The 23,253-nt window shown below is 66.6% G+C and carries 21 protein-coding genes; 9 read left to right on the top strand and 12 right to left on the bottom strand.

Annotated features, from left to right (window positions below; all coding sequences use genetic code 11):
• Window position 1: 1 nt before the first annotated feature.
• Genes ACT7DK_RS02020 through ACT7DK_RS02005 form a run of 4 tightly spaced genes read right to left on the bottom strand, consistent with a single transcriptional unit; the run spans window position 2 to window position 4,977 of the window.
• The gene (locus ACT7DK_RS02020; RefSeq protein ID WP_445395821.1) at window positions 2-973 is read right to left on the bottom strand and encodes a FecCD family ABC transporter permease; all 972 of its coding nucleotides are present in this window, start codon (window positions 971-973) and stop codon (window positions 2-4) included.
• Window positions 970-1,971: a FecCD family ABC transporter permease gene (locus tag ACT7DK_RS02015; protein ID WP_096780065.1), complete on the bottom strand. Its 1,002-nt coding sequence runs from the start codon at window positions 1,969-1,971 to the stop codon at window positions 970-972. Before ACT7DK_RS02015 ends, ACT7DK_RS02020 begins: the two co-directional genes overlap by 4 nt.
• A complete protein-coding gene (locus tag ACT7DK_RS02010; RefSeq protein ID WP_445395818.1) occupies window positions 1,952-2,851 on the bottom strand; it encodes an ABC transporter substrate-binding protein in 900 nt (299 codons plus the stop codon). Before ACT7DK_RS02010 ends, ACT7DK_RS02015 begins: the two co-directional genes overlap by 20 nt.
• Window positions 2,845-4,977: a TonB-dependent receptor gene (locus ACT7DK_RS02005; RefSeq protein ID WP_445395816.1), complete on the bottom strand. Its 2,133-nt coding sequence runs from the start codon at window positions 4,975-4,977 to the stop codon at window positions 2,845-2,847. Before ACT7DK_RS02005 ends, ACT7DK_RS02010 begins: the two co-directional genes overlap by 7 nt.
• A 519-nt stretch (window positions 4,978-5,496) precedes the next feature.
• Between ACT7DK_RS02005 and bfr (ACT7DK_RS02000) the strand changes: the two genes are divergently transcribed.
• The 3 genes from bfr (ACT7DK_RS02000) to ACT7DK_RS01990 all read left to right on the top strand — a co-directional run bounded on the left by bfr (ACT7DK_RS02000) (window position 5,497) and on the right by ACT7DK_RS01990 (window position 7,618).
• Window positions 5,497-5,961 carry a bacterioferritin gene (gene bfr / locus ACT7DK_RS02000; RefSeq protein WP_445395814.1) on the top strand — a complete coding sequence of 155 codons (465 nt, stop codon included), beginning with the start codon at window positions 5,497-5,499 and terminating at the stop codon, window positions 5,959-5,961.
• A 12-nt stretch (window positions 5,962-5,973) separates the two neighbouring features.
• A complete protein-coding gene (bfr, locus tag ACT7DK_RS01995) occupies window positions 5,974-6,444 on the top strand; it encodes a bacterioferritin (protein ID WP_445395812.1) in 471 nt (156 codons plus the stop codon).
• Window positions 6,445-6,757: 313 nt separating this feature from the next.
• A complete protein-coding gene (locus ACT7DK_RS01990) occupies window positions 6,758-7,618 on the top strand; it encodes a (2Fe-2S)-binding protein (RefSeq protein ID WP_445395810.1) in 861 nt (286 codons plus the stop codon).
• Here ACT7DK_RS01990 and ACT7DK_RS01985 read toward each other — a convergent pair.
• Window positions 7,600-9,036: an aminotransferase-like domain-containing protein gene (locus ACT7DK_RS01985; protein ID WP_445395808.1), complete on the bottom strand. Its 1,437-nt coding sequence runs from the start codon at window positions 9,034-9,036 to the stop codon at window positions 7,600-7,602. The two genes, ACT7DK_RS01990 and ACT7DK_RS01985, sit on opposite strands and share 19 nt — an antisense overlap.
• A gap of 102 nt (window positions 9,037-9,138) precedes the next feature.
• Between ACT7DK_RS01985 and ACT7DK_RS01980 the strand changes: the two genes are divergently transcribed.
• Window positions 9,139-10,023, top strand: a complete 885-nt coding sequence (locus ACT7DK_RS01980; RefSeq protein ID WP_445395806.1) for a DMT family transporter — start codon at window positions 9,139-9,141, stop codon at window positions 10,021-10,023.
• Here ACT7DK_RS01980 and ACT7DK_RS01975 read toward each other — a convergent pair.
• The 7 genes from ACT7DK_RS01975 to ACT7DK_RS01945 form a co-directional block, all read right to left on the bottom strand.
• Window positions 10,014-11,345 (bottom strand): MmgE/PrpD family protein, encoded by a 1,332-nt coding sequence (locus ACT7DK_RS01975; RefSeq protein ID WP_445395804.1) that lies wholly within the window; start codon window positions 11,343-11,345, stop codon window positions 10,014-10,016. The genes ACT7DK_RS01980 and ACT7DK_RS01975 overlap by 10 nt on opposite strands.
• 56 nt (window positions 11,346-11,401) lie before the next feature.
• A complete protein-coding gene (locus ACT7DK_RS01970) occupies window positions 11,402-12,235 on the bottom strand; it encodes a nitrilase-related carbon-nitrogen hydrolase (RefSeq protein ID WP_445395802.1) in 834 nt (277 codons plus the stop codon).
• Window positions 12,236-12,285: 50 nt separating this feature from the next.
• The gene (locus ACT7DK_RS01965; RefSeq protein WP_445395800.1) at window positions 12,286-13,173 is read right to left on the bottom strand and encodes a glycine betaine ABC transporter substrate-binding protein; all 888 of its coding nucleotides are present in this window, start codon (window positions 13,171-13,173) and stop codon (window positions 12,286-12,288) included.
• A 39-nt stretch (window positions 13,174-13,212) separates the two neighbouring features.
• A complete protein-coding gene (locus ACT7DK_RS01960) occupies window positions 13,213-13,953 on the bottom strand; it encodes an ABC transporter permease (RefSeq protein WP_445395798.1) in 741 nt (246 codons plus the stop codon).
• Window positions 13,950-15,131 (bottom strand): ABC transporter ATP-binding protein, encoded by a 1,182-nt coding sequence (locus tag ACT7DK_RS01955; protein ID WP_445395796.1) that lies wholly within the window; start codon window positions 15,129-15,131, stop codon window positions 13,950-13,952. The genes ACT7DK_RS01960 and ACT7DK_RS01955 overlap by 4 nt, the downstream gene beginning before the upstream one ends.
• Before the next feature lie 37 nt (window positions 15,132-15,168).
• The gene (locus ACT7DK_RS01950; RefSeq protein ID WP_445395793.1) at window positions 15,169-15,822 is read right to left on the bottom strand and encodes an ABC transporter permease; all 654 of its coding nucleotides are present in this window, start codon (window positions 15,820-15,822) and stop codon (window positions 15,169-15,171) included.
• A 168-nt stretch (window positions 15,823-15,990) separates the two neighbouring features.
• The gene (locus ACT7DK_RS01945) at window positions 15,991-16,962 is read right to left on the bottom strand and encodes a GlxA family transcriptional regulator (protein ID WP_445395791.1); all 972 of its coding nucleotides are present in this window, start codon (window positions 16,960-16,962) and stop codon (window positions 15,991-15,993) included.
• Window positions 16,963-17,100: 138 nt separating this feature from the next.
• Between ACT7DK_RS01945 and ACT7DK_RS01940 the strand changes: the two genes are divergently transcribed.
• The 5 genes from ACT7DK_RS01940 to ACT7DK_RS01920 all read left to right on the top strand — a co-directional run bounded on the left by ACT7DK_RS01940 (window position 17,101) and on the right by ACT7DK_RS01920 (window position 23,164).
• Window positions 17,101-17,991 (top strand): alpha/beta hydrolase, encoded by an 891-nt coding sequence (locus ACT7DK_RS01940; RefSeq protein ID WP_445395789.1) that lies wholly within the window; start codon window positions 17,101-17,103, stop codon window positions 17,989-17,991.
• Between the two features lie 72 nt (window positions 17,992-18,063).
• A complete protein-coding gene (locus ACT7DK_RS01935; protein ID WP_445395787.1) occupies window positions 18,064-18,960 on the top strand; it encodes an amidohydrolase family protein in 897 nt (298 codons plus the stop codon).
• A 70-nt stretch (window positions 18,961-19,030) separates the two neighbouring features.
• On the top strand, window positions 19,031-19,531 hold the full coding sequence (locus tag ACT7DK_RS01930) for a M48 metallopeptidase family protein (protein WP_445395785.1): 501 nt from the start codon (window positions 19,031-19,033) through the stop codon (window positions 19,529-19,531).
• A gap of 405 nt (window positions 19,532-19,936) precedes the next feature.
• Window positions 19,937-21,403, top strand: a complete 1,467-nt coding sequence (locus ACT7DK_RS01925) for a NarK family nitrate/nitrite MFS transporter (RefSeq protein WP_445395783.1) — start codon at window positions 19,937-19,939, stop codon at window positions 21,401-21,403.
• A gap of 33 nt (window positions 21,404-21,436) precedes the next feature.
• Window positions 21,437-23,164, top strand: coding sequence for a protein kinase domain-containing protein (locus ACT7DK_RS01920; RefSeq protein ID WP_445395781.1), 1,728 nt, complete (start codon window positions 21,437-21,439; stop codon window positions 23,162-23,164).
• Window positions 23,165-23,253: the final 89 nt, after the last annotated feature.

The following is a 23,253-nucleotide window of genomic DNA, read 5'->3' as shown; positions in this document are numbered from 1 at the left end:
CTTATTTTCCTCGCAAACGTTGTTGCCAGAGCAGCAACAGCACAAACACCGGTACCCCCAGCAAGGCCAGCAGCAGGCCGGCCGGCAGTTGCACCGGCGCGAACAGGCTGCGGCCGAGCCAGTCGGCCAGCAGGGTCAGCAGGGCGCCGTAGCCCATCACCGGCAGCGCCAGTTTGCCGGGCTGGGGCGGATGCAGGGCCCGGGCGAGATGGGGCGCCAGCAGGCCGACGAAGCCGAGGGTACCGGCCGCCGCCACCGCCATGGCGCTCAGGCCGCAGGCCAGCAGCAGGCACAGGCTTTCCAGCAGGGCGACGGGGGTGCCCAGCATGCGGCTGCTCAGGGGATCGAGCAGCAGCGGCGCCAGTTGCCGGCACAGCAGCCAGCCGGCGGGCAGCAGCAGCGCCGCCCAGCCCAGGGTGGTAAGCGCCGGGTCGCCGTGGCTGCCGGCGAAACTGCCCGCCAGCCAGGTCATCACCATGGCGATCTGCTGGCTGTCGGCCAGGATCAGCAGGCAGCCGATCAGGGCGCTCAGCAGGCTGCTCAAGCCGATTCCCATCAGGATCAGGGCCACCGCCGCCGTGCCCCGGCTCAGCCACCACAGCAGGGCCGTGCTGGCCAGGCCGCCCAGCAGCCCGAGCAACGGCAGCCACTGGGGGGAAAGGCCGGGTATCAGCAGCAACGCCAGCACCACCGCCAGCGCCGCGCCCTGGTTGATGCCGATGATGCCGGGATCGGCCAGCGGGTTGCGGGACAGGGTCTGCAGCAGCAGCCCCGCCAGCCCGAGCCCGGCCCCCACCAGCGCCGCGGTCAGTACCCGCGGCAGGCGCAGCTCGCCGATCAGTTGCAACGTCAGGCCGCGATGCTCCGGCGCCAGCAGCAACGACAGGGTGTCGACGCTGCCGTTGAGCAGGCACCAGGCCAGCACCGGCGGCAGCAGCCACAGATAACCGTAATGACGCAGATGTCGCTTCACCGCTCGAGGTACCTCCGTCGTACCAGCCACAGGAACCAGGGCACCCCCAGCAGGGCCAGCGCCATGCCCGGCGGCAGCCGGTCCTGTTCGTCGACGGCCAACACCAGGCCATCCGCCGCCGCCAGCAGGCCGGCGCCCAGCACCATGCTGCCGATCAGTTGCCGGTGCAACCGCTCGCCCAACCAGAAGCGGGCCATGTGCGGCACCACCAGGCCCACGAACAGGATGGGGCCGCTCACCGCCACCGAGGCCGCCGTCAGCAGCAGCACCACGGCCGACACCGCCAGCAGCACCAGCACCGGGTTCAGTCCCAGGCTGCGGGCGGTGTCGCCCCCGGTTTCCAGTATTTCCAGTGGCCGGCCGCACAGCAGCGCCAGCAGCAGGGCGGGAAAGACCAGGGCGGCCAGGGGGGGAAGCTGGGCCGGCACCACCAGCGACAGGGAGCCCGCCAACCAGAAGCGGATCACGTCCAGCGCGTGCTGATCCAGCAGCAGCAGCATGGTTCCCAGGCCGCCGAGCAGGGTGCTGAGCAGGGCGCCGAACAGCAGCAGGCTGTCGGCCGCCAGCCGGCCGGTGGCCAGCCTGACCACGCCGAACACCAGCACCATGGCCAGGGCGGCCCCGCCCAGGGCGGCCAGGCAGGCATGCCACAGGGTAAAGGGCAAGGGCGAGATCAGCAGGCACACCAGCCCCAGGGCCGCGCCCTGGTTCAGCCCGAGCAGGCCGGGGCTGGCCAGGGGGTTGTGGGTCAGCCGCTGCAGCAGGCAACCGGCGGTGCCCAGGGCCGCGCCGATCAGCAGAGCCGCCAGCAGCCGGGGCAGCCGCAGTTCGGTCAGCACCAGGTAATCGACGGGCGACATCGCCTCGCCGCCACCCAACAGCCAGCGCCAGCCGGACCCGGCCAGGTTATCCCCGCCGAGCAGCAGGGCCAGCGGCAACAGCAGCAACACGGCCAGCGGCAGCCAACGCCGCCAGGGACTAACGGGGCGAGTAGTCATCGATAATCCGCTCCAGATCCATCAGCACCTTTTCCGCCGCCAGCGGGCCTATGCCCAGCATCCAGTAGCCGTCGTCCACCTCGTAGAGCCGCCCGCCGAGCAGTGGCCAGAAGGCGGAATCCCGCCAGCGCCGGATCAGGGACCCCTTCTCGGGGGCGTATTCGCTCAGCAGTATGATGTCGCCGTCCAGGGCCGCGATATGGCGCGGCGACGCCAGTTGCCGGGCGAAGCCGCCCCCCGCCTGGAACGCAGGCCGGTCCAGCCCGCAACGCGCCAGCAGGCTGCCGACGAAGGAGTCGCGCAGGTACAGCCGGACGTGGGTCTGCATGGAGCGCACCAGCGACAGGGTGGGATAGCCCTTGCGGGCATGGAGGGCGGCGATGCGCCGGCAGCGGGCATCGATGGCCGCGAGCCGCCGCTCCGCTTGCGGCTCGCGGCCAAGGGCCCTGGCAAAAAGGAGGAAGTTCTCCGCCCAGCCGGCGCCGACGTTCTCGCTGAAGACGGTGGGCGCCATGCCGGACAACAGGGGATAAAGCCGGCCATGGCGCAGCCGGCTGCCCAGGATCAGATCGGGCTGCAGTTGCATCAGCCGTTCCAGATCCGGCTCCTGCACCACCCCCAAGGATACCGGCGGCACCGCCGGCGCCAGATAGGCGGGGAACTGCCCGACCTGATAGGGGGTGGTGGCAGCGATGGGCGTCACCCCCAGCGCCAGGGCCATGTCCAGCTCGCCGGTATCCAGCACCGCCACCCGCCGGGGCTGTGCGGGCACGCAGCTCTCGCCCATGGCATGTGGCAAAAGGCGGCACTCGGCCGCCTTTTCGCCCCAGGCCGGCGGGTGCAGCAGCACCAGCAGCGGCAGGAAGAGCCATGTTACCACCGGTACTGGTAGCCCAGCTTCAGGGTCGCGCCGCTGGCGGGGATATGGCTGGTGTTCTTGCCGTCCCGCAGCAACTGGCCATAGACGTGGTAGTAATCCTTGTTCAGCAGGTTTTCCACGCCCAGGTTGAAGCCGTGCCGGCCCAGGTCGTAGCGGGTGCTGTAATCCAGGGTGGTATAGCTGTCGACCTGGCGGCTGCCGAAGCCCACCTGATCCTTGAAGGCGTCGTCCCGGGAGCCGCTGTAGTTGGCCTGCAACCGGTGCAGCCACTGATCATGGGGGTGGTACTCCACATAGGCGCGCACCTGCAGCGGCGGGATACGGTAGCCGTTGAGCGCCTTCCACTCGCCCGCCGCCTCGTCGTAGCTCTCGCCTTCCATCCAGGTCAGCAGGCCGCCCAGTTGCCACTGTTCGTTGAGCCGGTGATCCAGGGTCGCTTCCACCCCGTAGATCCGTTCTTTGGCCCGGCGCTGGGCAAAGGCGAAGTCCTGAATCACCACAGGGCCCAGATCCGAGGTGCTGTAGAACAGGGCCAGGCTGCCCTGGGTATAGCCCCAGTCGCCCCGCCAGCCCAGCTCGTAGTTGTCGGTCTTGATCGGCTTGAGTTCGGAGTCGTTCACGTTGAAGCCGGCGGGAGCGACGCGTAGCTGCAGACCCAGATCCGGCAGCTCGAAGCCCTGGGAGAAGTTGCCGTAGAGCTCAGTGCTGTCGGTCAGGCTGTACACCAGGCCGGCATTGAACAGGAAGTCGTCGAAGCTGACGTCGCCGCCCTCGATGGCGTTGCCGCCCAGGGTGGTGAAGTCGCCGAAGGAGGCCTTGGCGTGCTCGTAGCGGGTGCCGGCCTCGCCGCGCAGGCGTTCGCTGAAGTCGTATTCCAGCTGGGCGAAGACGCCGATATTGCGCTGGGTCAGCGGCGGCATGAACAACTGGTCTCCGGTATCGACGAACACCAGGCCGCCGCTGTTGTCGTAGGCCGCGATATCATAGGTGGTCACCGGCATTTCCGATTTTTCCCGGCTCAGATCCAGCCCCCAGCGCAGCAGGCTGTTGTCGTTCAGCGCCGAGTTGATGGTCAGGCGGCTGCCGAGGGTTTCGCTGTCCAGGTAGGTCTGTGCCAGGTTATTGCCCCAGCTGGCGATGTTGCGGGCATCGAAGGGGGTGAAACGGGCGTGGTAGTCGCGGTAGTACAGCTGGGCGTCCACCATCCCCAGCGGGGTCTGGTCGGCATTCCAGGCCAGGTTCACCAGGCTGTTGCGGGTACGGTTCTGCTCGTCCAGCTGCAACCCGGAAATGGCCCTGGCCCGGACATCTCCCGGCGCCGCGGCATTGACCGCCGGATCCGAGGCGTAATCGGTGTCCTGCTTGGCGTCGAGATGGTTGGCGGACAGGGTCAGGGTGCCGGCGTCGAGGTGCCAGCTGGCCTTGCCGGCCAGGTTGAGGCTGTCGGTATCCGACAGGTCACCCTGGCTGGGCTCGGGCGCGATGCGATCGCCATTGCCGTCGAAGGCCGCGCCCTGGTGCTCCCAGGCCAGGTTGAACCCGTAATCGAAGGTCTCGTTGCCGCCCCCCAGGGACTGTTCGCCGCGATAGCCCAGGCCGTCACCCGTCACCCGGGACAGGGAACTCTGCACCCCGACCTTGGTCACGGCTTCGTCCTGGTTGCGCCGGGTGATGATATTGACCACGCCACCGGCGGCGCCGCTGCCGTAGACGGCGCTGCCGCCGCGCAGCACCTCGATGCGCTCGATATTGGCGGGGTCGATGTTCATCAGGTCGCGGCTGATGTTACGGCTGGTGTTCTGCGGAATACCGTCGATCAATACCAGCAGGTTGCGCCCGCGCAGGGTCTGGTTGAAGTTGGTCAGGGTCTGGCTGGCCGGTGCCATGCCCGGCACCGTTTTCGCCAGCACTTCCCCCAGGTTGCGGGCGGTTTGCAGCTGGGTATCCAGCTGTTCGCGGTCGATCACCGTCACCGCATGGGCCAGCTCGCTCGCCTCCATCCCCTGGCGGGTGGCACTGACCACCACCGTTTCCAGCTCGTAGGGCTCTGCCGCCTGGGCCTCCACCGCCAGCGGGGCCGCCACCATCATCGCCAGCACCGGCGATACCTTGCTTATCTTGCTCATATAATCCTTGCTCTGTGCTGAAGGCCGATATCCATGGGCAGGCGAAGAGCGACCTTCCTCCTCTTCCGCCCGTCCTTTGCGATGGGTCAGAACGTCAAAAAGCCTTCCGGCATACGGGTGCGGCCGGGCAACAGAGCCCGGTCGATGAGGACACCAAGGCGGCGACGATGACGGAAGGGGGATGAAGGCGCGCTGTTCCCTGGCATATAAAAGTAACCTTAAATCAAATGAGAATAATTTTTGTTTGGGCATTATTTTGCATTTGACTTGTTATTGCAATATGCAAGGGAACTTTTTTCTGGTTTTGTGGACGCCAAGCCACGGTGCCGCCATCCCCGAGTTTTCCGTACGGGGCAGTCGTCCGGTAATGAGAGCCGCAACCCACCCGATGCGGGAGCCGCATGCATTACCCTGGTAAATCCGGCGGTGGTAGGTTTTATGGAGATATTCAGATTTCCCGCCTAGGATTTAATTGCGACCGAACCACACCTTCACCCCAGTTGCCACGAGAGGCTTCCCATGAAAGGCGACAAAAAAATCATCGAGTATCTGAACCAGGTCCTGACGACGGAACTGACCTCCATCAACCAGTATTTTCTCCATGCCCGTATGTACAAAAACTGGGGGCTGAATGCACTGGATGAAAAAGAATACAAGAAATCGATCAAGGATATGAAGCAGGCGGATGCGGTGATCGAGCGGGTACTGTTCCTCGAGGGCTTGCCGAACCTCCAGAAGCTCGACCTGCTGAGGATTGGAGAGCACGCCGAAGAGATGCTGCAATGCGATCTGGCCCTGGAGATGGAACAGCTGACCCTGCTGCGCGAGGCCATTGCCTACTGCGAGTCCAAGGGGGACTTCGTCAGCCGGGAAATACTGGAGGATATCCTCGAAGACGAGGAAGAGTATGTCGACTGGCTGGAAACCCAGCAGGGGCTGATACGGGACATAGGCATCGAAAACTATCTGCAGGCACAGATGTAGGGAGACTTGGGTATGAAAGGCAACAAGAAGGTCATCGACACCCTGAATGAACTGCTGGCCGGAGAGTTAACGGCCATGGATCAGTATTTTATCCATTCCCGCATGTATCAGGACTGGGGCTTGAACAAGCTGTATGAACGTATCGATCACGAATTCGACGACGAAAAAGGCCATGCGGCGGCGCTGATCGAACGCATTCTGTTTCTGGAAGGCATACCGGACATGACCCAGCGCGCCGGCCTGAAGGTAGGCAAGGATGTTCCGCAGATGCTCAAGAACGACCTGCAACTCGAATACGACGTCGACAAGGCACTGAAAAGCGCGATCAAGCTCTGCGAGGACCAGAAGGATTACCAGAGCAGGGAAATCCTCGAACAGATGCTGGCCGATACGGAACAAGACCATGCCTACTGGCTGGAAAAACAGTTGGGCTTGATCGACAAGGTCGGGCTGCAGAATTACCTGCAGTCACAGATGGGGTGATTGACCTCTGACAGGCAGGGACAGGCCTCGGCCTGGTTCGCAGCCCCCCCGGCGCGAACAGCGCCGCATGGTTTTGTCCAGCCGCCAGGGCGGTGAATGCGTTGCGGAACACCCACCACAACGTCGGCACCGCCTCGCCCCACCATCTACCCATCCCTGCTCCCCAGGTGCGGCCCGGAACGACCGGCAAGGCACCCGCCAAGCTCCGTCATCATCCCTGCCAAAGCTACCATTGAAATAAAAACAATTATCGTTAATATTTGTTGCCGGATTCAGGCCGCCCCGGCCGCCCTTTTCTCCCGACGAGGACCCCATGCAGGCAAGCCCATCCCTCCGGATCCCCCTGGCACTCCCTTCCCTGGCCGAGGAGCTGGCCGAGCTGTCGGCCCGGCTGGGGGAAAGCGGCTGGTCGTGCGGCGCCGCCGGCCCGGACTGGACCCCGGCCGAGGCGTTGATGACGCCCGGCTCCGAGCTGCTGGAGGCCTGGCTGGAACACGAGGGCAGCCATTACCCCGACACCGATCTCAAGACCCGCTGCTCTTTCCTGCTCGGCCGCTATGCCTGGTACCTGGCCCTGCCCCTGGCCGGGTTGCTACTGCTGGGCGGGCGACTGCCCGGCTTCGGCCCGGCGCAGCTGGCGCTGAAAATGGAGGAGTACCAATGGCGGCATGAAGGCCAGGAAGGCACCGCCCGCCGCCTGCTGCTGCGCTTTGCCGCCGGCTACCCGGCCGACGCCGGGGAAGAGACGGAACGGCGGCTGCGACTCGGGCTTGAGGCGCATATGACACCGCTGGTGAGCCTGCTGCACCGGCGCTGCGGCCTGCCCGAGCGCGGGCTCTGGTGCCTGGTGGCGGATTCGGTAGCACAGGCCTTCCTGCACGCGGGTCAGCGGCTCGGCTGCGAGGAGCGGGCCAAGGCCCTCGCCCTGACCGTGCTCAAGGATCCCGACTCCCCGCTGTACAACCGCAAGACCGGCTTCATCGACATCGTCCTGCCGGACCCGGACCACCCCGGCCGCGAGCCGGCCCGGCGCAGCTTCCGCACCCGCGCCGGCTGCTGCCGCTTCTACACCACCCAGGGCGGCCGTTACTGCACCACCTGCGTCCGGGAGCACCCGGAAAACCGGGACCGGCGCCTGCGCGAGCTGGTGCGGGCTCAGCTGGCCGCGGACTGAGCGGCCTGCTCCAGTGCCAGCTCCAGCCTGCACCAGACTTCTTCATGCTGGCACTGGGCGATATTGATGCGCATATGGCTGTCCGCGTCGGGCTGTCGGCTGAAGTGGCCGCCCGGCGCCAGCAGCAGATCCTGCTCGGCAGCGTAGCGACTGAGCCGGCCGGCGCCGATGCCGTCCGGCAGCCGCAGCCAGCAGATAAAACCGCCGGCGGGCCGGTGGCCGATGCCGAATCCCAGGCTTTCGAAACGTTCCAGCACCGGGTTGCGCACCTCGTCCAGCCGCCGCCGCAGCTGCTCCAGGTGGCGGCGGTAGCGGCCGCCGGTGAGCAGCCGGTAGACGACGTTTTCCACCGACGGTGACGTCGACATGCCGGAGATCAGCTTGATATCGGTGAGTTCGGCGATCATCGCCGGGTTGCCGGCGATAAAGCCGACCCTAAAGTCCGCCGACAGGGTCTTGGACAGGCTGCCCAGGTAGAGGGTACGCTCGAAGCCGGCCAGGCTGGTGTAGCGCAGGCTCTGCTGGGGGTCGAAGTCGGCGTAGATGTCGTCTTCCAGCAGCCAGCAGCGGTGCTCGGCGAGCAGGCTCAGCACCTTGTAGGCCCGGCCGCGGCCGACGCTGGTTCCCACCGGATTGCTCAGCACCGAGTTGGTGATATAGAGCACCGGCTGGTGTTCGGCCAGGGCCTGGCGCAACACCGCCAGATCCGGCCCCTCCAGCCGCCGCGGTACCGGCACCGGCACCGCCCCCGCCAGGCGCAGGGCGGCGAGGAAGTTGTAGAAGCCGGGATCGTCCACCAGCACCCGATCGCCGGGTCGCACCAGGGCACGCAGCACCAGGTCCACGCCGTGGGAGGCGCTGGCGGTCATCAGGATCTGGGACGGCTCGGCCTGGATATTGTGCTGATCCAGCCGCAGCGCCAGCTGGCTGCGCAGGGCGGGATGGCCCTGGGCGCTGCCGTATTCGGTGAGCGGCGCCGGCTGCCGGGCCAGTTCGCGCAGGGCGGAGCGGATGTCCTGATCCCCCAGCCAGTCCGCCGGCAGGCAACCGCTGCCGGGCTTGTAGCGGAAGCGCTCGGTATCCATCACCAGCCGCAGCAGCGCCACCTCCTGGGCCATGGCGCTGGCGGAGGCATCCACCTCCAGCACCAGCCGCCGGGTTTGCGGGCTGCGCGCCACGTAAACGCCGCTGCCCTGGCGGCTGACCACCAGGCCGGCCGCCACCAGCCGCTCGTAGGCGTCGGCCACGGTGAAGCGGCTCACTGCAATCTGCTCGGCCAGGGCGCGGATGGAGGGCAGGCGCTCGCCCGGCTTCCAGCGTCCCTCGCCGATGGCCTGGGTGGCGTGGCGCACCAGTTGCTCCACGAAGGGCTGGCTGTCGGCCTTGTCGAAGGCCCAGTCGGCGGCGGTAATTGTCATGGTGTTGCTACCTGTACACTTGGGTCAGTTTCAATGGAAGTGTCCTGATTGTCTGGTAGTAAAGCGACTAAACTGGCCAAAAGCAAGCAACCGGAGCCCGCCATGAAGACCACCAGCCCGCCGTCCCTCGATACCCGCCCCCTGCTCGGCATGGCCTGGGGCCTGCTCGGGGTCATGACCTTTTCCGCCGGCCTGCCCGCCACCCGCATCGCGGTGCAGGAAATGCCGGCGCTGTTCGTGGGTGCCGGCCGCGCCGGCCTGGGCGGGGTTCTGGCCCTGCTGCTGCTGGCGGCCACGCGCCAGTCCCTGCCCAGCGGCCGCCAGTGGGCCCGGCTGGCGGTGGTGGCCGCGGGGGTGGTGTTCGGCTTTCCCATCCTCTCCTCCCTCGCCCTGGAGACGGTGTCGGCCACCCACAGCGTGCTGGTGACCGCCCTGCTGCCCCTGTGCACCGCCCTGGCCGGCGCCTGGCTGCACCGCCACCGGCCGAAGCCCGTCTTCTGGCTGTGCGCCCTGGCGGGCACGGCGCTGGTGCTGCTCTACGCCGGCCAACAGGCCGAGGGCCACTGGCAGCTGGCGGATCTGTGGCTGTTGCTGGCCTGCGTGCTGTGTGGCCTGGGCTATGCGGAAGGGGCGCGGCTGACCCGGGAGCTGGGCAGCTGGCAGGTGATCTGCTGGGCGCTGGTGCTGTCGTTGCCGCTGCTGACGCCGCTGATCTGGCTGAGCCGCCCCGAGCCGGCCCTCACCAGCCCGGCGGGCTGGCTGAGCTTCCTCTACCTCGGCAGCTGCAGCATGTTCCTGGGCTTTTTCTTCTGGTACAAGGGGCTGGCCCTGGGCGGCGTGACCCAGGTCAGCCAGGTGCAATTGCTGCAGCCCTTCGGCGCCCTCTGGTTCGCCGCCCTGCTGCTCGGCGAGCCGATCTCGGCCCAGGCCATCTGGATCTGCCTGGCCGTGGTGGCCTGCGTGGCCCTGGGCCGGCGTTACGCCTGAGCCACCGGCGTGGCCAGCAGCCCGATGAAGCGGGCCAGGGCCGCGCCGTCCAGCCCGGCCACCGCCAAGGCCTGCCGACGCAGTTGCTCGCCGACCCCGGCCGGCAGCCGACCCCGGGTCATACGCTCGAACTTGGCCGACAACTCCGCCGTGCTCAGGGGATTTTCGGGGTTGCCCCGGGCCACGGCCGGCTCCGACACCAGCTCCCGGCCATCGTCCAGCAGGATGCGGGCATGGGCCCAGCGCTGGCCCGGGAACAGCCGGCTGTAGCCGGCCGTTTCATGGAGCCGCACCTTTTCGCTCAGGGCGCGCCGCAGCGGGTGCCGGAGGCCGTGATCGTCCTCGGCGATGGCCTCGGGGCCGATGTCGTCGTCCAGCAGGGCGCTGGCCACCGAAAACGGCAGGCTGTACTGGGCCTGCTCGGTGGTGGCCGGCTGCCGCGTATGCAGGCGGGTGGCCTCGAGAAAGGTATGGATATGGACTTCCCGGATCCGGCCGACATCGGCGTCCAGCCGGGGCCGCAACTCACGCACCGCCTCCACCGCCGGCTGGGCCCAGCGGCAGACCGGATAGGCCTTGAAGTACTGCTCCTCGATATACCAGCGCCGCCCCAGATCCGCCCAGATCCCGGCGGGATCCCGCGCCAGGGTGACGGCCGGGGCACCGGTAAAGCCGGCTTGCGCCAGCAGCCCGGCGCTGACCCCGGCCAGGGCGCCCCAGCCGGAGCCGTCCTTGAGCATGGTCGGATATTCGATGCAGCGCATCATCTGGCTGCGCGGCCCGTAAAACTCGGCGATGCCGAGCGCCTCCCGGCTCTGCTGCCGGTCCAGGCCATGCAGCCGGGCCAGCACCGCCGCCGCGCCCAGGCCGTTCCAGGCGCCGGAGGTGTGGTAATCGCAGGCGCTGGCATGGAGGGCGATGCCGGCCCGGGTGGCGATCTCGTAGCCCACCACCAGGCTGGTGATCAGCTCCCGCCCGTCCAGCGACCGGCCATGGGCCGCCGCCAGCAGGGCCGGCAGCACCGCCACGCCCACATGACCCTTGGTCAACACCTGGCCGTCGTGGGCGTCGACGCTGTCGATCAGCATGGCGCCGTACAGGGCGGCCCCGCAGGTGCTGGCCCGGCGCCCGTCGAACAGCAGCGGCACCTCGCCCGGATACTGGCCGCAGACGAAGTCGCCCATGATCCGGCTGAGCCGGGTGGCGCGGCCGGCGACGGCCACCCCGATCAGGTCGAGCAGGCAGCGGGAGGCCTGCCCGGCCACGGTGGCCGGCAGCGCCTCGAAGCGCAGTTCGTGTATAAAGTCGAGAATGGAGTCCATGGAGGTTCCGACAGAAACAATGAAAAGGGGCTTCATGCCCCCCTGGTACAGGATGATCAGCCTTCCAGCAGCTTGCGGATCAGCGGGCTGTCCGCGTCGCGGATGGCCGGATGATCGAAGCGTGCCCGGGCGATGGCGTCCCGTGCCAGCACGGCGTCGATCAGGCATTCCTGGTCGTCCGCCTGCGCCAGCACCTCGCCCCGCGGGCCCAGGATGCGGCTGCCGCCCCAGAACCAGGCGTCCCGCTCGGCGCCGTAACGGTTGGCCATCAGCACCGGCACACCGTAGAGCATGGCGTAGAAGGTCACGTTGGTCAGCCAGTTGCGCTCGTTGGAAAACTCGTCGCTGACGATGGCCGAGGCCGAGTTGATCGGGCTCAGCAGCAGCTCGGGCCGGCGCAGCATGGCGCAGTGCACCAGGGCCGGGTTCCACATGTCGGCGCAGATCTGGGTCACCGCCCGCCAGCCGGGCTTGCACTCGGCCAGCGGGATGCGGTCGCCGCGGTGGAACCACTTGCCTTCTTCCAGGCCGCCATAGGTCGGCAGGTTGAGCTTGCGGTGCACCGCCACCACCCGGCCGCCTTGCAGGTAGGCGGCGGCGTTGTAGTATTCGCCCGGCCCGGCCTCTTCCACAAAGCCCGCCACCACCAGCAGCTCCGGCGCCTGGCCGGCCAGCTCCCGCAGCCGGGGATCGTCCGCCGCCATCGCCGCCGCCGGCGTGTCCCTTCCCAGCTGGTAGCCGGTCAGGGACAGCTCGGGGAAGAGCAGCAACTCGGCGCCCAGGCGGCGGGCCCGGCCGATATAGTCGGCATGCAGGGCCAGGTTGGCGTCTATCTGCAGCAGGCCGGGGTTGATTTGCGCCACCGCGACCCTGAGGTTGTCGTCTCTCATGATGTTACTCCCACGGCGCCGGGGCGGATGGCCCCGGCGCCGTGCCGCGTTCAGATAAGATCCCGTTCCTTCAGGAACTGCTCGGCCACCGCCTCGATGGCGACCCGCTCCACATCGACCCTGGCGTTCAGCCCGGCCATCACCTGGTCATCCAGCTGGGCGGACAACCGGTTGAGCTGATCCGCCAGCTCGGGATTGGCCGCCAGGGTTTCCTCGCGCACCACCGGGGTCAGGGCATAGGCCGGGAAATAGTGGCGATCGTCTTCCAGCACCATGAAGTCGAAGGCGGGGATACGGCCGTCGGTGGCGAACACCAGGGCCACATCCACCTGGCCCTCCTTCAGGGCCACATAGGTCAGGCCGGTGTCCATGCGCTTGACGTCGCGGCGCGCGAACTCGAAGCCGTACGCCTCCTGCAGGGGGCGCAGGCCGTCGGGCCGGGCGTACCATTCGGCGTTGACCGCCAGGCGCAGCTCCTCTCCATTATTGATGGCCGCCGCCAGCTCGGACAGGGAGCCGATGCCCCGCTGCTCGGCATCCGCCCGGCGCATCGCCAGGGCATAGGTGTTGTTGGCCTTGGAAGGGTTGAGCCAGACCAGGCCGATATTGGCATCCAGCTCCTTGACCCTGCTGTAGGTCTCTTCCGGGCTCAGCCGCTCTTCCACCTTGTTGTAGGTGATGAGCGAGGTGCCGGTGTATTCCCAGTACAGGTCCACCTGGCCGTTTTCCTGGGCGGAGCGCAGCACCGAGCTGCCCATGCCGGCCCGCTCCTGCACGCTGTAGCCCTTGGCCTTGAGATACTGGGAGGTGATGGCGGTCAGCAACTGCTGCTCGGTGAAGTTCTTGCCCCCTACCACCACCTGGTTGGCCAGGGCGGTGGTGGTGGACAGGCCCAGGGCCAGCGCCCCCAACAGGCAGTGACGAAGATGTTTCAACATAAGGTTTTCCTCTCGATTTCCTTTTCAGTTTTCCAAAAGTCAGGCCGTGCGCAAACGCAGCGGATTGACACCCTTAGGTACAAAGACAAAGGCCAGGGCCGCCACCGCCATGTCCACCAGTATCGCCAGCAGCGAGGTGGGGATGGCGCCGGCCAGCATCATCATGGGTTCGTTCAGGTCGATGCCGGTGAAGATCAGCTCGCCCAGCCCGCCCCCGCCGATCAGAAAGGCCAGCGGCACGGTACCGACGTTCACCGCCAGGGCGGTGCGGATGCCGGCGAAGATCACGTAGAGGGCGTTGGGCAGCTCCACCCGCCGCAGCATCTGCCCCGGCGTCATGCCGATGCCGGCCGCGGCCTCCTTCAGGTGGGCCGGCACTTCCAGCAGGCCGGTATAGGTATTGCGCACTATCGGCAGCAGGGTGGCGATGGTCAGGCCGAACACCGCCGGTACAGTGCCGATGCCGAGAAAACTCATCGCCAGCGCCAGTATCGCCAGGGTGGGAATGGTGGTGCCCACGTTGAGCAGCTGCATCAGCCCCTCGGCGCGGCGGCGCATGGCCGGCCGGCTGAGCCAGACCCCCAGCGGCAGGGCGATAAGGATGGCGATGCCGCCGGAGATCAGGGTCAGCTCCAGGTGCTGCCCGGTCAGGAACAGGATATCGTCCTGGTAGTACAGCAGCTCGTCGATAAACCCCTTGCCCCCGGTGACGGCGCCCAGCAGGAACATGGCCGCCAGCAGCGCCAGCAGCAGGGTGCGGGTGACAGACCATTTGCTCATAATACGCTCCGCAGGTTGCACACCATCCCCTCGGCGGCCTCGCGGCTCCCGCCGGCGTGTCCGGGCTTGTAGGTCGCGCTCAGGTAATGGGTCACGCCGCGCTGGGTCACGTCGCCCACATAGCGGCCCTGCTCGTCCACGCAGGGCAGCCAGGTGGTGTCGTGGGTGAACATCAGCGACGCCACCTTGCGCAGGTCGTCCCGGATGCCGGCGGTGCCCTTGAGCCCCACATAGTGGTCGCCGCAGTAGCCCTTGACGGTGCCGGCGATGCCCTTGGGCACATAGCCTATGGGCTGGCCGGCGTCGTTGACCATGACGATGGCGTCGCTGTAGCCGTGCTCCTCGATCAGCCGCAGCGCCTGCTGCAGCGAGTCCCGGGCCTTGACCCTGGGGGTATCGGTCACCAGCACCTGATCCACCTTCACCAGCCGCAACCGCTTCAGGGCCCGGTCATCGCCGACGAAACTCTCGACGAAGTCGTCCTTGGGGTGGGCCAGCAGATCGTCCGGGGTGTCGTACTGCACCAGCTTGCCGCCGCGGAAGATGGCGATGCGGTTGGCCATCTTCACCGCCTCGTCGATGTCGTGGCTGACGAACATGATGGTCTTGTTGAGCTCCTGCTGCATCTTCAGGAACTCGTCCTGGATCACCTCCCGGTTGATGGGATCGATGGCGCCGAAGGGCTCGTCCATCAGCATCACGGGCGGATCCGCCGCCAGGGCGCGGGCCACGCCGACCCGCTGCTGCTGGCCGCCGGACAGCTCGCCCGGATAGCGCCGGAGGAAGACGCCCGGATCCAGCGCCACCATCTCCAGCAGCTCCTTGGCCCGGCGCTGGTAGGCCTCGGGCTTCCAGCCCAGCAGCTTGGGCACCACGGCGATGTTTTCCGCTATGGTCATGTTGGGGAACAGGCCGATCTGCTGGATGACGTAGCCGATGTTGCGCCGCAGGCTGACCGTATCCATCCCGGTGGTGTCTTCCCCGTTGATGAACACCCGCCCGGAAGTGGGCGCGATGATGCGGTTGATCATCTTGAGGGTGGTGGTCTTGCCGCAGCCGGAGGGGCCGAGCAGGACGCAGATTTCCCCCGTCGGCACCTCCATGCTGATATGGTCGGCGGCGGTGACGGCACCGTTGGCGGTCTCGAAAATCTTGGTGAGGTTGTCGATCTTGATCATGATGTCATCTCTTCTTCGGCAACGAGGACCGGCCCAGTCAGGCCCGGCTCAGGCCCTTGGGGGTGAGTTTCTTCTGCGCCCACAGCAACAGGTAGTCGGCGATGATGGCCAGCACGCTGACCGCGATGGCACCGACGATCAGCTGGCGGTGATCGCTCTGGGAGATGCCGCGGCTGATGAAGGTGCCCAGGCCACCGGCCCCGATGTAGGCGGCGATGGCCATGACCCCGATGTTCATCACCACGGCGGTGCGCACCCCGGCCATGATGACGGGAATGGCCAGGGGGATTTCCACCATCCGCAGCCGCTGCAGCGGACTCATGCCGATGCCCCGGGCCGCCTCGCGCAGGGCGGGGCTGACGTTGTTGATGGCGGTATAGGTGTTGCGGATGATCGGCAACTGGGAATAAAGCAGCACCGCGATCACCGCCGGCAGGTAGCCGATGCCCTGGCCGATCACCGAGAGGATGGGGATCATGATGCCGAACAGGGCGATGGACGGTATGGTGATGATGATGGAGGCGACGTAGAGCACGGCGCTCGCCACCTTCTCGTTCTGGGTGATGGCGATGCCGAGCGGCACGCCGGTGAGGATCGCCAGGCCCACCGCCACCCCCACCAGGGAAAGGTGCTCCAGGGTCAGGCGCAGCACCTGCCCCCAGTTGTCCAGGAAAAACGCGAGAACGTCCAAAACCACCTCCTGATCATTTCCGGCATGTCCATGCCATCGGACGGCTGCCGCAGCGGCAGGGTTAACATTAAGTTAACAGCACTCTAACCCTTAACCCCAACGGCAAATCGCAATAATCCGACATATTAACCGACAAAAGCGACTCTGCAGACCGCGTGAAGGGCCCGGTCAGGACCTGGGCTGTCGCTTGGCCTGCCGTTCCTGGCGCGGGCTGCAGCCGTACTTCTGCTGGTAGCAGCGGGAAAAGTAGGAGGAGGAGGCAAAGCCGCAGGCCATGCCCACCTGCAGGGTGGACAGGCTGGACTGGAGCAGCAGGTGGCGCGCCTTTTCCAGCCGCAGCTCCAGGTAGAAACTGGCGGGCGAGGTGCCGAGCTGCTGCTTGAACAGTCGCTCCAGCTGCCGGCTGGACAGGCCGACCCGATCCGCCACCTGGTGGCAGCTCAGCAGCTCCTCCAGGTGGCTGCGCATCACTTCGATGGCCCGGATCAGGCGGGGGTGGTGGATGTTGAGGCGGGTCTGGATGGCCATGCGCTGGCTGTCGTGGGCGGGCCTGATGCTGGGGTGGATGCACTGCTCCGCCACCGCGTTGGCCAGGGCTTCGCCATGCTTGAGGGCGATCAGCTGCAGCATCATGTCCAGCCCGGCCAGGCCGCCGGAGCAGGTGATGATCCTGTCGTCCATCTCGTACAGCTCGCCGGTGACCCGCAGATCGGGAAACTCTTCCTGCAGGCTCTCCTGGTTCTCCCAGTGGATGGTGCAGGAGTGCTGCCGCAGCACCCCGGCCCGGGCCAGCAGCAGGCTGCCGGTGGAGGTGGAGCCCAGGGTGATCTGCTTGCGGGACAGCTGCCGCAGCCAGCGGTTGAGGCCCTCGTCCTTCACCATGTCGGCGCCGATGCCCGCCACCACTATCATGGTGCCGATGCCGTCGGTGTCCTCGAAGCGGCGGGTCGGCGCGAAGGGCATGCCGTTGCTGGCCGGCACCGGCTGGTCGTCCCGGCTGAACAGGTGCCAGCAATACAGGGACTCGTCCCGGATGCGGTTGGCCATGCGCAGCGGCTCCACCGCCGCGGCGAAGGACAGCATGGAAAATTCCGGCACCAGGAAAAAACCGATGTGCTCCACGTCCTGAGGTTCTGTCACCCTGTACTCCTTACGCATTATGCCCAAATCACCGATGTCGCTTTTTTTGGCAACATTGTCGGATATTAACAGTTAATTAACCTGGGTGTTACCGCATCATGCATCTCGACCCTACCACTCTCACTTGGGATAGAGACCATGATCGAGCAAAAAGTTAAGTTTTACAGCGATGGTTTGGTGCTGGACGGCGCCTTCTTCACCGACGAGCACAACAGCAACCCGGCCCTGCCCATCGTCATCGTCTGCTCCGGCTTCACCGGCCAGAAGAACATCCACCCCGAACGCTATGCCCGTGCCTTCACCCCGCGCGGCTTCACCGTGTTCGGCTTCGACTACCGCGGCTTCGGCGAGTCGGAGGGGACCCGGGAGAAGGTGCTGCTGGAAGAGCAGGTGCGGGATATCGCCGCCGCCGTGGCGGTGGTGCGCCAGCGGGCCGACGCGGAAGGCCGCAAGGTGGTGCTGGCCGGCTGGGGCATGGCGGGCGGCCTGATCCTCGACGCCTATCGCCTGGTCGAAGGCCAGGTGGACGCACTGGTGGCGATGAACGGCTTCTTCGACGCGGTGCGGGTACAGAAGGCCCTGCGCGGCGAGCACGGCTGGAAAGCCTTCAAGCAGTTCATGGCCGAAGAGCGCCAGCGCCTGGCCCTGGGCGGCGAGCCGAAAGGCATAGATCCCTTCGACATCTATCCGCTGGATCCGGTCAGCCGCGAGTACGTCTTCACCGAACTGGTCAAGGCCCCGGGCTACGGCGTGACCTCCAACTTCGATTTCGCCGACTCGCTGATCAGCTTCAAGCCCGAAGCCCACCTGGACGAGCGCTTCGCCAGCGTGCCGCTGCTCATCGCCCACGGCGCCGAAAACGATCTGCACCCGGTGACCGAGCCCAAGTCCCTCTATGCCGCCTACCCGGGGCCGAAGGAACTGTTCCTGCTCGAAGGCGGCGGCCACACCGAGTGGATGCTGGACGACAACCCCCTGTTCATCCGGTTCTCCGGCCATATCGCCGACTGGATGCTGCGCCGGGTATAAACCGCGGCCATCGCGCCGGGAAGGGCCGGATGCCGGTCCTTCCCCTTTGTTCCACGGCCAGCAGGAGGCTGTATGAGCCCGTCTGATGTGATTCCCCTGTGCGCGGCGGCGGATCCCTTCCCCCGCCCGGCGTCCTTCGCGCCCCCGGCGGGCAGCTGCGACACCCATGCCCATGTGTTCGGCCCCGCCGAACGCTATCCCTATGTTTCTCACCGCACCTATACCCCGCCCGATGCACCGCCCGGCGCCTACCTGCAGCTGCATCGCACCCTCGGCATCGAGCGGGGCGTGCTGGTCCAGCCCAGCGTCTACGGCACCGACAACCGCCTGATGGTGGACAGCCTGCATTACCTGCGGGAGCAGGGACGGCACTACAAGGGGGTGGCGGTGGTGGACGCGGCCGTGTCCGACACCGAGCTGGACGAACTGGCCCGCGCCGGGGTGTGCGGCGTGCGCATGAACCTGCTGTTCAAGGGCGGCATCGCCTGGTCCGATGTGGAGGCCCTGGCCCGCCGCCTGGCCGAACGCCGCTGGCACCTGCAGTTTTTGATCGACGTGTCCGGGTTCGAGCAGCTGGTTCCCCGGATCCGTCGCCTGCCGGTGCCGGTGGTGGTCGACCACATGGGCCATATGAACGTCGGCAAGGGCCTGGACGACCCGGGCTTTTGCGGCCTGCTCGAACTGGTGCGGGAGGGACAGGCCTGGGTCAAGCTCTCGGGCAGCTACCGCATCACCAACCAGCCCCTGCCGCCCTATGACGACGTCATCCCCTTCGCCAGCGCCCTGATAGCGGCGAACCCGGAGCGGATGCTGTGGGGCTCCGACTGGCCGCATCCCCACTTCGGCCGGGCCATGCCCACCGATGCCGCCCTGCTCGGCCTGCTGGCCGACTGGGCGCCGGACGACCACATCCGGCGGCAGATCCTGGTCGACAACCCGGCCCGGCTCTACGGTTTTCCACCGCGCTGACGCAACGGGGACAAGCCGCCCGGCTTCGGCGTATAATGGGCCTCGGTTTATGCGGTACGGGGCTTCTCTGGTGAATACCCTCAAATATTTGGCCGGTTATCCGGAAAGCATCCAACTCCAGGCCGGCGAGCTGCTCGACAGCGGCCGCCTCGGCGGCTACCTGCAGCGCAAGTACCCGGCCCGCCATCAGATCCAGAGCGACAGGGCGCTGTACGACTACATCAACGGCCTCAGGAGCCAGTACTTGCGCAAGAGCCCGCCGCTCAGCCAGGTGCGCTACGACAGCAAGCTCAACGTGCTCAAGCAGGCGCTCGGCATGCACACCTACCAGTCGCGGGTGCAGGGCAGCAAGCTCAAGGCCCACAACAGCATCACCGTCGCCGCCCTGTTCAAGGAGGCGCCGCCGGAATTCCTGCGCATGATCGTGGTCCACGAACTGGCCCACTTCAAAGAGAAGGAGCACAACAAGGCCTTCTACCAGCTGTGCTGCCATATGGAACCAACCTATCACCAGCTGGAGCTGGACACCCGGCTCTGGCTGCTGTGGCGGGACCGGCAGAAGAGCGCTTAGGGCTGCGTTGCCGGCCACGCGACTGAAGCCGCGGAGGTAATCGGTAGGGTCCATTTCAATGGACCATTTCCGCAACCAGCCCTGATTTGGTCGAATAAATTCGACCCTACAACCCTGGCCAGGGCCCCGTGCCGTCGATTTCAATCAACCTCTCGCACGCCAGGCACAGCACCTTCATGGCGCAAAACTACCACTTTATGGGTACTACTTTGGTGCAATAAGCCTTTTTCTGCACAGAGATCGTGCATTTCGATGCCGGGGCGCCTTGATTTGGTGCTACCGGCTCGCCCCTTCCCCCTGTCCTTAAAGCACAATCATCAAGAAAAACAAGGCATTGCCAGCTTGGCATGATTCCGGCTTAAGTGCGTACAACATTGTTGTAACGGGCTTAGCGAGAACACCTACATGTCTGCTTCCAAACTTAAATTACTCTCCTTCAGCGGCAACAGCCGCATCCTGCATCTGACCTGGCTGGCGTTTTTCATCAGCTTCGTGGTCTGGTTTAACCACGCCCCCCTGCTGGTGTTCATCCGCGACAGCATGGGACTGACCAGCCAGCAGGTGTCCACCCTGCTGATCCTCAACGTGGCCCTGACCATACCGGCCCGCATCGTGGTGGGCATGCTGGTGGACAAGTTCGGTCCCAGGGTGATGTACTCACTGCTGCTGGGGCTGTCCAGCCTGATCTGCTTCTTCTTCGCCCTGGCCCAGAGCTTCGAGCAGATGGCCCTGGCCCGCTTCATGCTGGGCTTTGTCGGCGCCGGTTTCGTCATCGGCATCCGCATGATCTCCGAGTGGTTCCCCGCCAAGCAGGTGGGCCTGGCCGAAGGCATCTACGGCGGCTGGGGCAACTTCGGCTCCGCCGCCGCCGCCATGGTGCTGCCGGCCATCGCCCTGCTGTTCGGCGGCGATAACGGCTGGCGCTACGCCCTGGGCCTGACCGGCGCCATCGCCCTGGTGTATTCCTTCATCTACTACTTCAGCGTGTCCGACACCCCCAAGGGCTCCACCTACTTCAAGCCCAAGAAGACCGGCGCCATGGAAGTGACCAGCAAGGGCGACTTCGTGCTCTACATCCTGATGAGCATCCCCCTGTACGCCGCCCTGGCCCTGCTCACCTGGAAGCTGTCGCCGGCCGGCGTGTCCCTGCTGTCCGCCACCGCCAGTCAGCTGATCTACGCCCTGCTGGCCGCGCTGTTCGCCTGGCAGCTGTATCACATCGTCAAGGTCAACAAGGACGTCTTCCACAAGCCGGTGCCGGCCATCCACCGCTACAAGTTCAAGCAGGTGGCGGTGCTCAACCTGGGCTACCTGGCCACCTTCGGCGCCGAACTGGCGGTGGTGTCCATGCTGCCGCTGTTCTTCAGCGACACCTTCGGCATCAGCGCGGTGCAGGCGGGCATCCTGGCCTCGGCCTTCGCCTTTATGAACCTGGTATCTCGCCCCTGCGGCGGCCTGTTCAGCGACCGGCTCGGCCGCAAGAAGACCCTGACCCTGAGCCTGGCCGGGGCCGCCATGGGCTTTTTCCTGATGGGACTGATGGACAGCAGCTGGTCGCTGGTGCTGGCGGTGCTGGTCACCATGGCCTGCTCCTTCTTCGTGCAGGCCGGCCAGGGTGCCGTGTTCGCCGTGGTGCCGCTGATCCAGCGCCGTCTCACCGGCCAGATCGCCGGCATGACCGGCGCCTACGGCAACGTGGGCGGGGTGGTGTTCCTGACCGTGCTGTCCTTCGTCTCGCCCCAGGTGTTCTTCTGGGTGATCTGCACCGTGGCCGCCTTCACCATGGTGGCGGTGCAGCTGATGGACGAGCCGCGCGGCCAGATGGCGGAAGTGCTGCCCGACGGCACCGTGCAGATGATAGATGTACACTAAAACACCGCCCAGCAACCCAACCGGGGATACCCTTTGACCAACAGCCTCAAGGTGCGCTGCGGCCAGCACTCGCTGGCCGGGCGCAAGGCCGAAAACCAGGACGCCCTGGGCTTCTACGCCCCGGACAACCCCCGGCTGCTCGACGCCAAGGGCCTGGCCTGCGTGCTGGCCGACGGCATCAGCAGCAGTGACCAGGCCGCCCTGGCCAGCCAGTCGGCGGTGCGCGGCTTTCTCTCCGACTACTTCAGCACCCCGGACAGCTGGTCGGTCAAGCAGTCCGGCGCCAAGGTGCTCACCGCCATCAACCTCTGGCTGTGCAGCCAGGGCAGCCAGTTCCTGAACGAATCCCGCTCCGCCGCCACCACCTTCTCGGCCCTGGTGCTCAAGTCCACCACCGCCCACCTGTTCCACGTGGGCGACAGCCGCATCTACCTGTGGCGCAACGGCGACCTGGAACCCCTGACCCAGGATCACCGCATCCGCCTGGGCCCGGACCGGGAATACCTGGCCCGGGCCCTGGGCGTGGACTACGGCCTGGAGATCGACTACAAGTCGCTGCCGGCCGAGCCCGGCGACCGCTTCCTGCTGCTGACCGACGGCGTCTACGAGCACCTGGCCGACGCCGAGATCAGGCGGTTGCTGCACCGGCACCCGGACCCGGAGGCCTGCGCCGCCGCCATCTGCGAGGCGGCCCTGGCCGGCGGCAGCGACGACAACCTCAGCTGCCAGCTGCTGTACATCGACGCCCTGCCGCAGCCGGAGATGGACGAGGTGGTCGCCCGCCTCACCGACCTGCCCTTTCCGCCGGAGCTGGAGCCGGGCATGGTGCTCGACGGCTACCGCATCCTGCGCGAGCTGCACGCCAGCTCCACCAGCCAGCTCTACCTGGCAGTGGATACCGAGAGCGGCGAGCAGGTGGTGCTCAAGACTCCTTCGATCAACTTCGAGGACGACCCGGCCTACCTGGAGCGGTTCCAGCTGGAGGAGTGGGTGGGCCGGCGCATCAACCACCCCCATGTGGTGCGGGTGCTGGAGCAGCGCCGGCCCCGGCACTTTCTCTACTATGTCCTGGAGTACCTGGAGGGCCGCACCCTGGAGCAGATGCTGGACGACGAGGGTCCCCTGCCGCTGGAGCAGGTGCGCCGGCTGCTGCCCCAGCTGGTGGCCGGGCTGCGCGCCTTTCATCGGCTGGACATGCTGCACCAGGACCTCAAGCCCGGCAACATACTGGTGACGGCGGAAGGGGTGGCCAAGATCATCGACTTCGGCTCCGCCCGCATCGCCGGCATCGCCGATATCGCCACCCCCATCGCCCGCAAGGCCCTGCTCGGCACCAAGCAGTACACCGCCCCCGAATACCTGCTGGGCGAGCCGGTCGACGCCCGCGCCGACCAGTTCGCCCTGGGCTGCATCCTTTACCAGTTGCTCAGCGGCCGGCTGCCCTACGGCGAGCGGCTGGCCGCCGCCAGCGGCCGGGGCCAGCTCAACCGGCTGCGCTACACCTCCCTGCGCCAGTACCAGCCCCAGTTGCCCCACTGGGTCGATCGGGCCCTGGCCCGGGCGGTGGCGCTGCCGCCCGGCCAGCGCTACCCGGCCCTGTCCGAGCTGGAGGCCGACCTCAGGAAACCCAACCCGGCCTACCTGCGCGAGGAGCAGCTGCCGCTGGTGGAACGCCACCCCCTCGCCTTCTGGCGGGGGCTGTCGCTGTTGCTGCTGCTCGGCAATATCCTGCTGCTGGCATTGCTGCTGGGCGGGGCCTGAGCCGCGGGAATCCGCCGGCAACACAGGAACGGCGTCGTTCGCCACTCTTCCTGTCACTCCCGCGAAGGCGGGAGTCCATCAACCCCTGC

Source organism: Zobellella sp. An-6, assembly GCF_052487945.1.
This window is presented reverse-complemented; position numbering and strand designations above follow the sequence as displayed.

What these genes read in the sequence shown, in the direction of transcription:
- ACT7DK_RS01940 (WP_445395789.1), top strand. Translation starts at nt 17,101, where the DNA reads ATGATCGAGCAAAAAGTTAAGTTTTACAGCGATGGTTTGGTGCTGGAC.
- ACT7DK_RS01935 (WP_445395787.1), top strand. Translation starts at nt 18,064, where the DNA reads ATGAGCCCGTCTGATGTGATTCCCCTGTGCGCGGCGGCGGATCCCTTC.
- bfr (WP_445395814.1), top strand. Translation starts at nt 5,497, where the DNA reads ATGAAAGGCGACAAAAAAATCATCGAGTATCTGAACCAGGTCCTGACG.
- ACT7DK_RS01990 (WP_445395810.1), top strand. Translation starts at nt 6,758, where the DNA reads ATGCAGGCAAGCCCATCCCTCCGGATCCCCCTGGCACTCCCTTCCCTG.
- ACT7DK_RS02015 (WP_096780065.1), bottom strand. Translation starts at nt 1,971, where the DNA reads ATGACTACTCGCCCCGTTAGTCCCTGGCGGCGTTGGCTGCCGCTGGCC.
- ACT7DK_RS01975 (WP_445395804.1), bottom strand. Translation starts at nt 11,345, where the DNA reads ATGGACTCCATTCTCGACTTTATACACGAACTGCGCTTCGAGGCGCTG.
- ACT7DK_RS01980 (WP_445395806.1), top strand. Translation starts at nt 9,139, where the DNA reads ATGAAGACCACCAGCCCGCCGTCCCTCGATACCCGCCCCCTGCTCGGC.
- ACT7DK_RS01985 (WP_445395808.1), bottom strand. Translation starts at nt 9,036, where the DNA reads ATGACAATTACCGCCGCCGACTGGGCCTTCGACAAGGCCGACAGCCAG.
- ACT7DK_RS01970 (WP_445395802.1), bottom strand. Translation starts at nt 12,235, where the DNA reads ATGAGAGACGACAACCTCAGGGTCGCGGTGGCGCAAATCAACCCCGGC.
- ACT7DK_RS01955 (WP_445395796.1), bottom strand. Translation starts at nt 15,131, where the DNA reads ATGATCAAGATCGACAACCTCACCAAGATTTTCGAGACCGCCAACGGT.
- ACT7DK_RS02005 (WP_445395816.1), bottom strand. Translation starts at nt 4,977, where the DNA reads ATGAGCAAGATAAGCAAGGTATCGCCGGTGCTGGCGATGATGGTGGCG.
- ACT7DK_RS01925 (WP_445395783.1), top strand. Translation starts at nt 19,937, where the DNA reads ATGTCTGCTTCCAAACTTAAATTACTCTCCTTCAGCGGCAACAGCCGC.
- ACT7DK_RS01965 (WP_445395800.1), bottom strand. Translation starts at nt 13,173, where the DNA reads ATGTTGAAACATCTTCGTCACTGCCTGTTGGGGGCGCTGGCCCTGGGC.
- ACT7DK_RS01960 (WP_445395798.1), bottom strand. Translation starts at nt 13,953, where the DNA reads ATGAGCAAATGGTCTGTCACCCGCACCCTGCTGCTGGCGCTGCTGGCG.
- bfr (WP_445395812.1), top strand. Translation starts at nt 5,974, where the DNA reads ATGAAAGGCAACAAGAAGGTCATCGACACCCTGAATGAACTGCTGGCC.